This is a genomic window from Methylophaga sp. UBA2496, assembly GCF_002341635.1.
Taxonomy (GTDB): Bacteria; Pseudomonadota; Gammaproteobacteria; order Nitrosococcales; family Methylophagaceae; genus Methylophaga.
In genome coordinates this window covers 433,158-447,707 of sequence record NZ_DDOK01000005.1, presented here as the reverse complement: position 1 = coordinate 447,707, position 14,550 = coordinate 433,158, and the positions used below count along the sequence as shown (strand labels likewise).

General features: G+C 46.0%; 13 protein-coding genes. 6 read left to right on the top strand and 7 right to left on the bottom strand.

What is annotated here, in order from left to right; all coding sequences use genetic code 11:
- Positions 1-4: 4 nt before the first annotated feature.
- Entirely contained in the window at positions 5-391 is a 387-nt protein-coding gene (locus B2W60_RS09240; RefSeq protein WP_292359490.1) for a 4a-hydroxytetrahydrobiopterin dehydratase, read from the top strand.
- 14 nt (positions 392-405) lie between these two features.
- Complete coding sequence (locus B2W60_RS09235) at positions 406-777, top strand: DUF2237 family protein (protein ID WP_292360224.1); 372 nt, start codon at positions 406-408, stop codon at positions 775-777.
- Between the two features lie 11 nt (positions 778-788).
- On the opposite strand, the gene B2W60_RS09230 is transcribed toward B2W60_RS09235, so the two are convergent.
- The 3 genes from B2W60_RS09230 to fae form a co-directional block, all read right to left on the bottom strand.
- Complete coding sequence (locus B2W60_RS09230) at positions 789-2,723, bottom strand: ATP-dependent DNA helicase (protein ID WP_292359491.1); 1,935 nt, start codon at positions 2,721-2,723, stop codon at positions 789-791.
- A gap of 42 nt (positions 2,724-2,765) precedes the next feature.
- Complete coding sequence (locus tag B2W60_RS09225; protein WP_292359493.1) at positions 2,766-3,266, bottom strand: hypothetical protein; 501 nt, start codon at positions 3,264-3,266, stop codon at positions 2,766-2,768.
- A gap of 148 nt (positions 3,267-3,414) precedes the next feature.
- Positions 3,415-3,966: a formaldehyde-activating enzyme gene (fae, locus tag B2W60_RS09220; protein WP_226074375.1), complete on the bottom strand. Its 552-nt coding sequence runs from the start codon at positions 3,964-3,966 to the stop codon at positions 3,415-3,417.
- A 133-nt stretch (positions 3,967-4,099) separates the two neighbouring features.
- Here fae and B2W60_RS09215 point away from each other — a divergent pair, with 133 nt between their 5' ends.
- Positions 4,100-4,495 (top strand): group II truncated hemoglobin, encoded by a 396-nt coding sequence (locus B2W60_RS09215; protein WP_292359495.1) that lies wholly within the window; start codon positions 4,100-4,102, stop codon positions 4,493-4,495.
- Between the two features lie 2 nt (positions 4,496-4,497).
- The gene (locus B2W60_RS09210; RefSeq protein WP_292359497.1) at positions 4,498-5,244 is read left to right on the top strand and encodes a competence/damage-inducible protein A; all 747 of its coding nucleotides are present in this window, start codon (positions 4,498-4,500) and stop codon (positions 5,242-5,244) included.
- On the opposite strand, the gene B2W60_RS09205 is transcribed toward B2W60_RS09210, so the two are convergent.
- The gene (locus B2W60_RS09205; RefSeq protein ID WP_292359498.1) at positions 5,229-6,143 is read right to left on the bottom strand and encodes an AEC family transporter; all 915 of its coding nucleotides are present in this window, start codon (positions 6,141-6,143) and stop codon (positions 5,229-5,231) included. The genes B2W60_RS09210 and B2W60_RS09205 overlap by 16 nt on opposite strands.
- Before the next feature lie 216 nt (positions 6,144-6,359).
- Between B2W60_RS09205 and B2W60_RS09200 the strand changes: the two genes are divergently transcribed.
- Together B2W60_RS09200 and B2W60_RS09195 are read left to right on the top strand one after the other, a co-directional pair.
- A complete protein-coding gene (locus tag B2W60_RS09200; protein ID WP_292359500.1) occupies positions 6,360-8,261 on the top strand; it encodes a bifunctional diguanylate cyclase/phosphodiesterase in 1,902 nt (633 codons plus the stop codon).
- A 3-nt stretch (positions 8,262-8,264) separates the two neighbouring features.
- Positions 8,265-8,936: a transglutaminase-like cysteine peptidase gene (locus B2W60_RS09195; protein ID WP_292359502.1), complete on the top strand. Its 672-nt coding sequence runs from the start codon at positions 8,265-8,267 to the stop codon at positions 8,934-8,936.
- 12 nt (positions 8,937-8,948) lie between these two features.
- On the opposite strand, the gene B2W60_RS09190 is transcribed toward B2W60_RS09195, so the two are convergent.
- The 3 genes from B2W60_RS09190 to B2W60_RS09180 are packed head-to-tail and all read right to left on the bottom strand — an operon-like array spanning position 8,949 to position 14,536.
- On the bottom strand, positions 8,949-10,166 hold the full coding sequence (locus tag B2W60_RS09190; protein WP_292359504.1) for a TolC family protein: 1,218 nt from the start codon (positions 10,164-10,166) through the stop codon (positions 8,949-8,951).
- A 10-nt stretch (positions 10,167-10,176) separates the two neighbouring features.
- Positions 10,177-13,311 (bottom strand): efflux RND transporter permease subunit, encoded by a 3,135-nt coding sequence (locus B2W60_RS09185; RefSeq protein ID WP_292359506.1) that lies wholly within the window; start codon positions 13,309-13,311, stop codon positions 10,177-10,179.
- Complete coding sequence (locus tag B2W60_RS09180; RefSeq protein WP_292359508.1) at positions 13,304-14,536, bottom strand: efflux RND transporter periplasmic adaptor subunit; 1,233 nt, start codon at positions 14,534-14,536, stop codon at positions 13,304-13,306. Before B2W60_RS09180 ends, B2W60_RS09185 begins: the two co-directional genes overlap by 8 nt.
- Positions 14,537-14,550: the final 14 nt, after the last annotated feature.

Here is a 14,550-nt window from a genome sequence, read left to right as displayed (position 1 = left end):
TATCATGAGCTGGAGAGAAACTGAAAACGAGAAAACATACACTGATGAGGAAGTTGAGGCTCGCCTCAAGGCCGAATTACCTAATTGGTATCTGGAGAATGGCTGGATTCGTCGGAAATATAAAACCAGTGGTTGGAAATCCACGCTGATGGTAGTTAATACCGTGGGGCATTTGGCAGAAGCCGCTTTTCACCACCCTGACCTCACGGTTTCCTATGCGTTTGTTATCGTTAAACTCACCAATCATGCAGCCAAAGGCATTTCAGATAAGGATTTTGAATTGGCCAGCAAGATTGAAGAAGTCATTATGTGGCAACCGGGACTCATTGAAGGCGGTGCACTTGTCGGCACACCTGATGATGCCCGTTTCAAATACATTAAATACGATTAGTCATGGAATTGGATATCAGCCCTTCTTTAAATGTACTGGGTGAACCATTACAAAGCTGTAACCACGATCCTGTTACGGGCTTTTTCCGTGATGGATGCTGTAATACCAGCGATCAGGATTTTGGCTCGCACACAGTTTGTGTTGAACTGACCCGGGCGTTTCTTGAGTTCTCCCGTTTCAGGGGAAATGATTTAAGCACCCCTGTTCCGGAATTTGATTTTCCAGGATTAAAACCGGGTGATCGGTGGTGTTTATGTGCTCAGCGATGGCTTGAGGCTGAGCAGCATGAAATGGCACCTAAAGTGATTTTAGCCAGTACTCATCAACGTGCAACAGAAATAATTCCATTGGCATTATTAAAGAAATATTCCTTAGATTTAATGTGATGTTTCGTCTGTTAGCTATTGATTTGGCTAACACTTTTAAGTTGTCGATTGCTAAAGAAATCTTCAACTTGTGTAATGTCCTGTGTGATTGGCATGGCGGGCAGACTGCGCATAAACACTTTTCCATAAGGTTTATTCAGCAACCGCGGATCACACAGGATTAACACACCATGATCTTGCTCATCACGAATTAAACGACCTATTCCCTGCTTTAACTGAATCACAGCCGAGGGGATCTGGATACTGCGAAATGGATTGCCGCCCCGCTCTTTTAGATTGTTAATTCGTGCTTCCAGCACCGGATCGCCCGGTGAAGCAAACGGAATCTTATCAATTAATACGCAGGATAAGGCTTCTCCTCTGACATCAACACCTTCCCAGAAACTATTGGTGCCCAATAATACCGCATTGCCATGCTGACGGAACTCTTCCAGTAGGGTGGCCTTTGCCCCACTCCCCTGCACCATTAATGGATAGTCCAGATCGGACAGTAATTCAGCCACTTCATGCATTGCCCGGTAGCTGGTGAATAACAGAAATATACGGCCCTGACTGTGCAAGATAACTTCTTTGGCAATATCAGCTACATATTGGTTATAACGACGATCTGCAGGTTCAACCGGAATGTTGGGCAAATACAAAAGACTTTGCCTGGCATAATCAAAAGGACTTTCCCAGCTGGCATATTCTGCATTTTCAATACCCAAGTGCTGGCAGAAATGATTAAATTTACCCGCAACGGTCAAAGTCGCTGAGGTGAATATCCACGCCGCGGGTTTTTCTTCCAGCCATTGTTGAAAATGCTGGCTGATTTCAAATGGTGTGGCGTGCAATACAAATCCTGTTGGCCGATTATCCAGCCATAACACCAGATTATCGTCATTTTGTTCGGCAAATAACTGAATGAGATTCAATAATTCAGTGGCTCTTACATGGCATTGAGACAGGCCGGGGCTGCGCACAGCTAAGGGTTCAAGCTCTGATTCAAATACTTCAAGATAATCTACTAACTCATTGAAATTGTTTTTAATTTCATCATTAAATAATTGCGTTAACCAGGGTGTACGTTGTTCGATATTGCCAATATGTAACCGTAATGTTTGCAGTTTGGCTTGCAGTTTCTCGGCATGCAAAGCAAGTGTTTGACTGTCGGCAGCATGATCCTGCATTTCCTGCACACTATCACGACATAATTCAACAATTTGATGACTACTTATACGGTTGCCGAGAAACTGACCGGCGATAGCGGGTAATTGATGTGCTTCATCAATAATAAATGCATCGGCGGTGGGTAATACTTCGCCTTGCCCCGCACTTTTCAACGCAAAATCAGACATTAACAAGTGATGATTAATTACCACAATGTCAGCTTCCTGCGCCCGGCGACGCGCTTCCACAATAAAACATTGTTGATATTCAGGGCATTGTTGCCCGAGACAGTTATCGACTGTGGAAGTGACTCTGGGCCATAGATTGGATTGTGTTTCCAGTAAATCGGACTCACTTAAATCACCATTTTTCGAACTTTCTGACCATTCACGCAGTGATCGTAACGTGTCACTTTGTGACAGTAATAAGGGATCTTGTTCGGCTAAGGTCAATCGATGATGGCAGAGATAGTTGCCTCGTCCTTTTAATATAGCGGCCTGAAATGGCACAGCCAAGGCTTTACGCAAAGTGGGCAAGTCGCGTCTGAATAATTGATCTTGCAGATTTTTAGTGCCGGTGGAAATAAACACTTTTTGGCCGGATAAAATTGCCGGTGCTAAATAGGCAAAGGTTTTACCGGTGCCTGTACCGGCTTCGGCGACTAATACCGTAGCGGATGCCAGGGTATCAACAATTCGTTGCGCCATTTCCTGTTGCGCCTGACGTGGATGATATCCTTTGATTTGCCTGGCAAGAATACCGCCTTCAGCAAAAATCTGTTGTAAATCATCCTGCATAACTACTTCCGAAAAACTCCGTTAACGTGCCGAAAAATATCATCACCTGGCTTGGTTATCCCATATTTCAGGTTCTGCACCGTTTTCAGCCGTCCAGACGCGTTCACCGATAATTTTGAACTGAGCAATCGACATGGCACCGCGTTTTTTACGATTACTCTCACGATCATTCAGTGCTTCCTGGATAACCTGCTTGGAAGCATAAAATATTTCTATTGGCTGATATTCATCATCAAACAATACCAGTAACACCCCATCCCATTCCTGAGCCGGGTTTAATTGACCGATTCGTGGGGTGGATTTACTGGTATCAAAAATGGCGCGACCTTTAATCACCAATTTTTGATCGGTTAATGCGCCACTTTTACCAACGGCGTCATAACTGGAATTCAAATTATCCAGCAGCTGCAGATCCAGAGATTTTGCGGCATCAAAACGCGCTATTTCACCAGTAACCGGCAAGGTGCTGCCAGTCGCCTGACGATAGCGTGCGGCCAGTTGTCGCGTTTCATGCATTAATGTATCGATGGAATATAAATCCATTTGTCTCTCTGACCGCATTTATTCACATTGAAGCATTATACATGGCAAAAAAAAACGGTCTGCCTGCTTTCGCAGACAAACCGTAAATTTTGTCGAGGCTGTGAATAACCTACATAGCTACGACTACAATTTTTGCAAAAAAATTCATTTATGATTTTTTCGCATCCAGTTCTTTTTGATAGTACTTGTGAACCAGTTTGTCCTGGTTTTCCAGCAGATAATCAATGCTTGGTTCATGATTCATCGCTTTCTCGATAGCACGAGTAGTCGCACGACGATGTACATCAAATAATGCTTCATGATCCAGGTTTTCAACCGTGGTGATACCAGGGTTTAACCAGACAGAAACGATGATGCCTAAATCATTGGCTTTTTCTTTAGGAATTGTACCGTTACGTACGGCATCCAGAACGCCATTAGCAATCGCGCCTTGTACTGTACCCATCAGGATATTGGTATAGGCGGTGTTTTTAACAGTCACTTTACTGACCATGATCGTCGCAGGACGAACCTGAACATCGGTATTCATCAGCGCCAGTACGCGCGAATGACCTTTGACCTGATCACCCATTAAGTTGGCAAATGCGGTTCCTACTGGTCCATCCAGTTCACCGATAACAACTTCCGGTTCTGCGGCAGTTAATGGCGGACCATCCGCGATCAGTGCTTCACCTGTTCGCATTACAATTCTTTCACTCATAAGCTATCGCTCCTTTATTTAGTGCTAAGAAAACGACTCATTATCCCGGTCTGAACCTGATGCCGCAACCTTATAACCCTTTATGAGTACATTGATGCAGAGTAAACTGTGACGTTTTGAGCTTGGATTCAGCATGGCCGAAATCGCAACACCTTATGATCGCATTGGCGGCGAACCTGCCGTCAGAAAACTCTGTCATACTTTTTATAAAATCATGTGCGAGACGCCGCAAACTGAGGTAATCCGTGGCTTACATCCACAAAACATTCAAATCAGTGAAGATAAACTCTTTATGTTTTTAAGCGGTTGGCTGGGTGGGCCTTCCTTATATATAGAAAAGTATGGACATCCCCGATTGAGAGCCAGGCATCTGCCTTTTTCGATTGGTATCGAAGAGCGGGATCAGTGGTTGTATTGTATGGCGCAGGCGCTTAAAACCATGGATCTCGATCCATTATTTGCTGAACAATTGATGAGTTCATTTGCCCAGACCGCAGATTTTATGCGTAATCGACAGGAATCGGAGTAAACATGCATATTGGTGCGGTCATTATTGGTGATGAAATCCTCAGTGGTAAACGTCAGGACAAGCATTTTAATCAACTACAAATTATGCTCGCCAAGCGCGGTCTGGAACTCAGCTGGACGTTAATTGTAGGTGATGATCCACAGCAGCTTGAGCGAGCATTACGCTATAGCATGAGCAGCGAAGATCTGGTGTTCAGCTTTGGTGGAATCGGTGCTACTCCGGATGATCGAACCCGGCAGACTGTTGCCAAAATTGCTGATGTACCCTTAATTCCACATCCAGATGCCATTGCAGAAATTGAAGCCCGTTTTGGCGAATCCGCTTATCCCAATCGGATTTTGATGGGGTATCTGCCAGAAGGGGCTCGGATAATTCCTAATACAATTAATCAGATACCGGGATTTTCTTATGCAAACCATCACTTTACACCTGGCTTTCCTGAAATGGCCTGGCCAATGGTGGAATGGGTTTTGGATAACCGATATGCACATTTAAAAAATCAGCGGCCCGCAGCTGAACAGACTATTTTTGTGCAGCGCGGCCGCGAGTCCGATTTATTACCGGTAATGAATCAAATCGTACATGACTATCCGCAATTGAAGCTTTCAAGCCTGCCTCATCTGGGTGATCCCCCACATATTGAATTCAGTCTGCGGGGCGAACTCGATCAGGTTGAACAAGCCATGCAACTAATCAAGCAGGCGATTGATCAGGCCGGTTTTGTCTGGTCTGATCAGTTAATCCAATAAAACCACAGCGGTAAACTCACCATGCATAACACGGTCGTTAATGTCACGGCTGCCGCATAAAGTGATGTATCCAAACCGTAGCGTTCACAGATCACTATGCCAAACACCATTGTCGGCATCGCAGCGGATAAAATCACCGTGGTCATAATGTCGGCTGGTAAATTGACTATTTGCGTGAGCAACCAGACACCAGATGGCGCAATAAATAAGGTAATAATGGCCACGGGTAACAACAAGGGTAATAAACTGAACCGAAAACTTTGCCAGCGAATGCTCATACCTAATGCAATCAGCATTAAAGGAACGACACCACCAGAAAGTGTTTGCAATGCCGCATGAATAAATTCGGGTCGGTTAATATTCAGTAAATTCAATAATACAGCGATAGTTACTGCCCATAAAGGCGGGATTTTAATCAGACTTTTTAATGGATGCGTTGACTGGTCATGACTGCCGTAATAACCCGCCATTAACATTCCAACCGTCATCAGAACCGGTGTACAGGCAAATAAATCGTATTGCAGAATAATGGCATTCGACCAGCTGCCGAGTACCTGATCCAATACCGGCAACCCCAGGTAAGTGACATTCGGAAATGTAGCCGCCAGTATTAATGCGCCCTTTTGCGTATTGGTTACCGATGTATATTTCAATACCAGCCAGATAAAAAAAGCGGCTGTCAGCAGACCACTCATGGCCAGCAGCGAAATTTTCATGGAATTGATATCTAAAGGCGCTTGCCAGATCACATCAATCACCATTGCCGGTAACAGGATATAAAACACCAGATCCGTCAGTGCACGCCGATGCGCCAGCGCAGGGATATGTTTGGGCGCCAGAGCCTGCCAAAGCGCGCCACAGGCAATTAAAACAGCCATTTGCGCCAAAACAAGAAACATGGGAAGACAACCTTCAAGGAGTATTGACGGATCGTATCAATGCAAAGCTGAAAACAAAAGCATAATCCTTCCCGATTTTGACCAATAACTCAGTATTTAGCTTGCTTGAGCGTTGATGCACAGGTAATGTTAGCCCGATTACTGGATGAAGCAGCAAAACGCTTGTCTCATGCTGACTCCAGCCTGATGATACCTTTCAAATTGAGGTTGTATCTTATGTCTTTATCAAAACAGTTACTTATTCTGTTAACACTGATTTTTCTGATTGTGTTCTCAGTAAATTTTGTCATGAGCATGGACAATATCCGTAGTTATCTGCAAGGTGAATCGGAAGTGCATGTACAGGACACAGCAACCTCTTTGGGATTATCCCTCAGCCCGCATATGGCCGATGAGACAGATCCGATTCTGCGAACCATGATGAACGCTATTTTTGATACCGGCTATTACAAGGAAATGCGTTTATTGGATGTCGATGATAATGAGCTGGTTCGGCTGACCAATCCGGATGAAGTTCGGGGAGTTCCTGACTGGCTTATCCGCTTCCTGCCAATCGAAACCGTCACGGCCGTCAGTGAAATCAGTACTGGCTGGAATATCGCCGGCACCCTGCATGTCACCAGTAATCCTGGTTATGGCTACCTCAAGCTGTATGAGCAATTTAAATCTACCCTTAAATTTTCCCTGTTAATCCTGCTTGGCGCTATTTTATTGCTGTTGATCGTATTAAGAATGACATTGCGCCCATTAAAAGACATTACCAAACAAGCCGATGACATCTCTGCCGGAAAATTTACCGTTATCGATGATTTGCCCTGGACCAAAGAAGTGCGTTCTGTGGCCAAATCCATGAACAGCATGTCGACTAAAATCGGCAAGACCATTCATCATTTGAATGCCCGTCTGGATAAACTCAATGACAACCTGAACCGTGATCCGCTGACCAATCTGTTAAATCAGCAAACCTTTAATGTAGATATCAAACAGTCATTATCAATTGGTGAATTTGGTCATGTCATCTATATCAAATTTGATGATTTAAGTGCGGTGGTGAAAAATCATGGTAAACAGGCCGTAGATGAATTACTGCAAGCTTTTGCCAGCCAGTTACGGCAGCTACCTTTCACGAATACACGCAGTTACCGTTGGTATGGTTCCGAATTTGCTGTGTTAACAACTGACAGCAATATCGATGATATCACCCTGATTGCTGAGCAGATTCAATCGATTGCCAGCGAATTAGGTCAGCAATACGATCAGAGTGATTTGCTGCATATGGGGATTGTGTCGTTTGAACGAAGCAGTGAGTTCGAACGATTGATGCCTGCTTTGGTGGAAGCCTATGAACAGGCACGTTTGATCGAAGCCAATGCATTTTATATCAAGGAAAACATTCTGAGTTCGATGACGGAGATGAGCTGGAAAGCGACTATCGAACAGGTCATTAAAACCGATTCAGCCGTTATCACTTTTACCAACCAGGCTTATAACTACAGTGATACCGCCAAACCCCATCTGGTGATGCGCGAAGCCTTTACTGAAGTGCGGGATGGAAATGGAGATCTGCTGCCAATCGGCACGTTATTCTCAATGGCTGAAGCCTTTGATCTGGTGGAAACACTGGATAAACATATTGTGCAGAAAGTGCTGAAACTGATGCAGCAGGAAGCTGAACCCGCCCCTGTTACCATCAACTTATCCCTGGCTTCTATTGCTTCCGCTGACTTCAAACAATGGCTTGGCAAAGAGGTTATTCAGTCCGGCATTTCCCCGGCTCTGCTTGCCTTTAGCGTAACGGCTTATGCTGCGGCCAAGGATCTGGATACGTTTACGAATTTCAGCATTTTTGTCAGACAATTGGGTGCACATAGTTTGCTCAAACGTTATAGCAGTGATGTCATTCCAGTGAATCTGCTTAAAGATCTGCATATTGATTACATCCGACTGGCGCGTGATTTGACCACTGAGATCCGTAGCAATACCAGTAAGCCCGATTTGCTGGATATTATTCAGGAAATTGCCCGTTTAATTGAAGTGCGAGTATTAGCGGAAAGCGTGCAAGATGAAGAAGACTTCCTGTGGCTGCAACAGGCTGGTTTATTCGGGATCAGTCGTTAATCAATGTTACAAAGGCTAAAGCCAATTGTTTTAGCAGCCATCCTCGCATGGCTGCTGCCATTTTCGGTACCGCTGTTAGCGGAATTACTGATTTCGGAAGCGTTGTTGCAAAAGATTGAAAATGAATATGACAGTGATGCCAGACAACGGGTAGAAGCATGGCAGGCATTGATGCTGGAAGGCAAGGATCTGACAGATCACGAAAAACTCACTGTGGTGAATGATTTTTTCAACAGTAATGTCCTGTTTGTCGATGATATTTTGCTGTGGAATCAGGAAGACTATTGGGCCACACCGATAGAAATGCTGTCGATTGGCGCCGGTGATTGTGAGGATTATTCGATTGCCAAGTACTTCACGCTGAAACAGCTGGGAGTAGATGAAGATAAACTACGCATCACATACGTTAAGGCCACCAACCTGAACCAGGCTCACATGGTCCTGACCTATTTTGAAAATCGTCGTGCTATTCCATTGGTTCTGGATAATCTAATCAATGAAATAAAATCGGCAAACCGTCGTCAGGATCTGATACCGGTTTACAGTTTTAATGGGACGGGTCTGTGGCTGGCCAAGTCACGCGGTGAGGGACAACGTGTCGGCGATGCCTCACGCTTGTCTTTATGGGAAGATTTAGCTGCCAGAATGCGTGCTGAAAGTGCTATTTCCAGATAATCCGGCAAACCATTATAAATTCCGTCCCGCTATCTGGTTTATCATCGAAATTTGTTGCTGAATCTCAATTTCCAGCTGCAACAACTGATGACGATGTTTATCCGCGACTTCCTGACTACGTAAAAAAGTCGTTAAATCAATACCGCCCATATCAAAACTGCGTTGTTGCATCGAAACATATTGTTGACTGACCTCATACTGCTCTTTAAGCAGGATTTGGCGTTGTTGCAGGGTTTTATATTTATCTTTCGCGGCAAGCAGCGCCGCTTCAAGCTGTCGTTTCTGTTGCTGTTGCGCTATTTGCAAATCAGCTAACAGACGACTTGCCTGAGCAATTGCCGGCTGTTGGTATCGGCTGTCATTCAGCGCAAAACTCACACCCACACCAATACTGTTATTGTATGGATCGGCATGAGCATCACGTTCACGTTTGACGCCCAGCGATACGCTGGGATGGCGGGCATTGTCATAACGCGCATTGGCCATTTCACTGCGTTGCCGGGCAATCTGCTGTTCAAGTTCCGCTAACAAGGGGTGATCTTTGTCAATTTCCAGCACCATGGGCAGTGTTTCTTCGATCACATCAGGTAACACCTGCTGGCCTGTCAGAAATTGATACTGATTCAAGCTTTGCTGCAAATCCATTTTGGCTGAAGCCAGCTGGGACTGCATTTCCAGATGATGACTTTGTGCCAGTAAAGCCTCCGAACGTGACAAATCCCCGCCTTCGACCCGGCTTTGAACATTTTTCAATAAATTCCCGGCATTTTCCTGCAAGGTTTCAGCATGTCTGACCTTGGCAGCTGACAGCATTACCTGCCATACATGTTCACGTACTTGTGCTGATGCATCCAGACGGATCCTTTGTTGATAATACGGTACTTCTGCTGCCAGATGACGTGACAGATTCTGTTGCTGACGCTTTTCGCCCGGCAGCCAGATAGGCATTTCAACGGAGGTTTCCCATTCCTGCAGTCCATCACTGCTGCCAATGACATCATTAAAATGATTAACCGATAAACTTAATGGCTCGGCAAACAGCTGCCCGGCCAGTGTGGATCGGCTTTCTGCCAATGCATCCATACTGGCCTCTGCCTGACGTGCAGGATGATTGATAAACACATGGTCAGTGAGGGTCTGTAAGGTGACCGGGGCTTCCTCAGCAAATACCGAATTGCCTAATACACTACTGCCAAGTCCCAACAATAAACCAATAAGCCGTAGTTTCATGTTTACCCTCTTATTCAGTTTGTGTCTTGCTTGATCGAAAGCCAGTCATAGACTCGGCAATGCTCTCATGAAATGACAATAATGCCGGAATCACCAGTAACACCAATACCGTAGCAAACATCAGACCGAACGAAATCGATACCGCCATTGGAATCAAAAACTGTGCCTGGGGTGATGTCTCAAATAACAAAGGAGTCAGACCACCGATAGTGGTCAGGGAGGTCAATAAGACTGCTCTCAGGCGCAAAACGGATGCTTCAATGATGGCATGTTGAGTCTCCAGCCCTTTTTCCCGTAAATTCTTGAAAAAAGTGACCAGAATGATCGCATTATTCACCACAATGCCTGACAGACCAAAGATACCGAATAAAGACAGAATAGTCAGATCGATACCCAATAACCAATGTCCGACCAGTGCACCAATCAAGCCAAAAGGAATAGCCGTCATCACCACCAGTGGCCAGCCATAAGAGGCAAATACCCAGGCAAGAATAATGTAGATCAAAGCAAATGCCAGCAACACGCCCTGTTTCATGTCCCCAATCGTATCAGCCTGCTCTTCCGCCCTGCCCTCAAATACTACCTGAATGCCATAGCGTGACGTCAGATCCGGTAGAAAATCACGCTGTAAATCAGCCAGAATGGTGTTGTTATTGGTTACCTGACTGTCTACCGTAGCCGTTACATGCACAGCCAATCGGGTATCCGTATGACGCAGCACATCAAAGCCACGTCGTGAATCAAAATGTACTACCGAATCCAGCGGCACACTGCCCCCATTGGGAAGTCGAATCATAAAGTCATCCAGTGAAGCCTGGGTATTACGTTGACTATCCGGAAACATCACCCGCACTTCGACTTCGTCATCACCATCCTGAAAAATCTGTACCAGACGTCCATCATAGGCTGCACGTAACTGCCTGCCGACATCATCAACTGTCAGCCCCAGTACCTTGCCTTGCTCTTTGAGTCGATAAATCAATTGCGACTGGCCATAAGGCAAGTCATCTTCAATGGCACTGACACCGGGATAACGTTGCAATGCTTCGATGACTTCTTTGGAAGCAGCTTTAAGAATATCGGTATTGCCTCCGGTAAGACGGATATCAATATCACTGCCCGGAGGTCCGCCACGACGTTCGGAAATGGTGAAAGTCTCTATTCCGGCGGGCAAAATAATCTTTTCGCGCCAGGCATTAATAAAGGTTTGATTACGCACATCACGCTGATCCGGTGACGTCAGTTCGACCTGCATGGAAGCAAAACGATCATCAATTTGTGATTCGGACATCCCCCCAGCGGTACCGGCAGCCCCCAGTTTGCTGGTCGCCACATCAACCAGGGGTTGCTCCCATTGCTGATCGGTCTGTTCCAGCGTGGCTGAAATATGTTGCAGAAATTTATCAACCTCACTGCGTGGCGTGCCTGCCACAAATCGGGCATTGGCTAACACGGTGGTACCTTCAGGCGACGGGAAAAAATTAAAGCTGATACGACCGCCTGCCAGCAAGCCAAAACTGATAATCAATAACGCCAGCGCAGCACTGACCGTTAAGCCACGATTTTTAACGGCATGGGTGACCAGTGGCCGGAAAAGATCATCCCGCAGATAATTAAAGGCCCTATCCAGTTGCGCTCTGATAGCTGAAGGCTTGGCGTGATGAATATTGTGAAAACTATGCCGTAAATGCCCCGGCAGGATCAAAAAACACTCAATCAACGAGGCGATGATCACGCAGATCACTACGAATGGAATATCAAACAGAATATTGCCAATTACGCCACTGATTAACATCAGTGGAATAAAGGAAGAAATAGTGGTGAGTGACGACGATAGAATCGGTGCCAGCATTCGTCTGGCGCCACCTTCCGATGCAGTTAACGAAGGTTCACCGCTCTGGTAGTGGGCGAAAGCATCTTCCCCTACTACAATCGCATCATCAACAATAATCCCCAGCGACATAATCAGCCCAAACAGGCTGATCATGTTAATGCTGCCGCCGAGTGCATATAACACGGCCAATGCCGCCATAAAGGATACCGGAATACCAACCGCCACCCAAAAAGCTACCCGTCCATGCAGAAACAGAAACAGAATGCCCAGTACCAGCAGTAAGCCACCCAGACCATTTTTTAACAGCAGATTGATACGCTCTTTGATCAACTGCCAACTGGCATCATAGACTTTCAACTGAACACCTTCTGGCAGACTGCCAGCGTTATCGTCCAGCCATTTTTCAAGAATACGTGCACTTTTTAGCGAATCCGCATTTTCAGTACGTTGCAGTTCCAGCTCAATGGCTGGCTGACCCTGATAGAACAGATTCATTTGTTTACGCAAAGGACGGCGTTCTATGGTCGCGACATCTTCCAGTTTGACCAAGCCGTTGGCAAAGTCTGATTGCAAAGCAAATTCGGCAAAAGCCTGTACATTACGCCCTTGATCCAGACTGCGGATTTGTCGTGTGCTCTCCTCATTACCGATTTCACCAGCCGGTAAATCCTGACTTAACCGGGCAATACGATCCGCAACCTGATCCAGCTCCAGCCCCAATGCCTCCAGCTTGGCTTTATCCAGTTGTATGGCAATTTCTTCCAGCGGCAGTCCGCTGATATTAATCCGTGAAATGCCCCGATCAAGAAGATCATGTTCAATATCATGGGCAAGGTAACGCAGCGATGCCAGGTCGCCGGTTTCACTGGTGATCAGAATTCGCGCCACGCTTTCGTAATTTGTCACCAATGAAACTTCAGGTTCTTCACTGTCAGTAGGCAGATTACGGATCTGCGCAATGCGATCCTTGACCTGATCCAGTGCCTGCCCCATATCACTTTTTTCGATAAACTCAATGGTGACCAATGACATTCCGTATGACGAAGTGGAAGTCATCTTTTTCACATAATCAACACTGCGTAATTCCTGTTCTACCTGCCGGGTAATTGATTCGGCAACATCCTCAGCACTGGCGCCACGCCATTCAATACTGACGGTGATAATATCCAACGCAAATGTGGGAAAAAACTGGGTATTGATACGGTTTAAAGACAAAATTCCGGCGAGAATCATCACCAGCATTAACAGATTGGCCGCCACGCGATGTTGGGCAAAGATGCCGATAAAGTCGCGTTTCACCGGTTCACTCATCCTTAACACTCACCGATAAACCATTGATAGCATTAGGTAATTGAGTCGTAATAATCAGATCACCCTGTTGCAGGGCATCGCTTTGGATCAGCAAACGGCTTTTGCCATCCTGATCTGCATAATCACCGATTTTGGTTACGCTTACGGCTTCAAGAAGATTGTTTCGAACCCGATACACCCTATCCAGACCATACAGGGCGCTGTAAGGAATGGCGACCGTTTTTTCGCGAACCGGCAACGTCAGCTGAGCACTGACAAACTGCCCTAATGCCAGTGGTCCCGGCTCACCTTTCAGGCGAAACAGGCCGTCACGTCCTGCGACATTCACATTTACTTCGCCACTGAGACGGCGCAATTCAAATTCATACGGCTGACCGGCAAGCTGTGCAATGGCAGTCAACCGCTGTTTTTCAAACACTGGATAAATATCGGCCAGATAACGCTCAGGAATCGACGCACGTAATTCCAGTCGCCGCATATCATAAAGTGTCACTAATGCATCACCGGTTTGGACCCGGTCACCGATGGCGATTTGCCGACTACTGATACGACCGGAAAAAGGGGCTTTGATAATGGTGCGGCTGAGATCCAGCTGCGCATTATCCAGTCTGGCCTGAGCTTGTTTACGATTTGCCTGCAGTTGTGCCATACGGATCGGATGATCCTGGATATCAAACTGCAACTGTTTCAGATTGAGACTTTGCTGTGCCTGTAGCGAGATGGATTCATCTAATAACGCTTGCGATGATAACTGGCTTTGTTGCAGTTTTTCAGCACGGCCGACTGCCGCTTTTGCCAAATCTACCAATTGTTGTTGAGTGGCAAACAGTGCTTCATTGCGTTTAAGTTGCGACTGTTCAGCAGCAATCTGGGCATCTATCAATGCCAGTTCGCCGGCAGCCTGATCAACCGCCAGTTGAGCTTCCTGCTGATCCAGTTCGACCAGTATTTGGCCCTGTTCAACCATGTCGCCATCAAATACATAAACTTTTGCTACATCAGCATTGATTGCAGCACGCAGGTTGGCCATTTGTGGTGCTTCGAGACGACCGTATAAAGTAAGTGTCGGTGACAACGACGCAAAATCAATTTGCTGAGTATCGACCAACACACCCTGAGCCGGGCGATCCTGAACCGGAGCCTGTGGGCGAGTACTGATCAACGTACTGAATATCACTATGGCCAATGCCACGACCAGTAAAGGTGGTAACCAACGTTTAATCAAAACCCTACTCCGTT

Bases quoted from the DNA above. Each gene is read 5' to 3' on its own strand.
- B2W60_RS09240 (WP_292359490.1), top strand. From the start codon at position 5: ATGAGCTGGAGAGAAACTGAAAACGAGAAAACATACACTGATGAGGAA.
- B2W60_RS09230 (WP_292359491.1), bottom strand. From the start codon at position 2,723: ATGCAGGATGATTTACAACAGATTTTTGCTGAAGGCGGTATTCTTGCC.
- B2W60_RS09225 (WP_292359493.1), bottom strand. From the start codon at position 3,266: ATGGATTTATATTCCATCGATACATTAATGCATGAAACGCGACAACTG.
- fae (WP_226074375.1), bottom strand. From the start codon at position 3,966: ATGAGTGAAAGAATTGTAATGCGAACAGGTGAAGCACTGATCGCGGAT.
- B2W60_RS09215 (WP_292359495.1), top strand. From the start codon at position 4,100: ATGGCCGAAATCGCAACACCTTATGATCGCATTGGCGGCGAACCTGCC.
- B2W60_RS09210 (WP_292359497.1), top strand. From the start codon at position 4,498: ATGCATATTGGTGCGGTCATTATTGGTGATGAAATCCTCAGTGGTAAA.
- B2W60_RS09205 (WP_292359498.1), bottom strand. From the start codon at position 6,143: ATGTTTCTTGTTTTGGCGCAAATGGCTGTTTTAATTGCCTGTGGCGCG.
- B2W60_RS09200 (WP_292359500.1), top strand. From the start codon at position 6,360: ATGTCTTTATCAAAACAGTTACTTATTCTGTTAACACTGATTTTTCTG.
- B2W60_RS09195 (WP_292359502.1), top strand. From the start codon at position 8,265: ATGTTACAAAGGCTAAAGCCAATTGTTTTAGCAGCCATCCTCGCATGG.
- B2W60_RS09190 (WP_292359504.1), bottom strand. From the start codon at position 10,166: ATGAAACTACGGCTTATTGGTTTATTGTTGGGACTTGGCAGTAGTGTA.
- B2W60_RS09185 (WP_292359506.1), bottom strand. From the start codon at position 13,311: ATGAGTGAACCGGTGAAACGCGACTTTATCGGCATCTTTGCCCAACAT.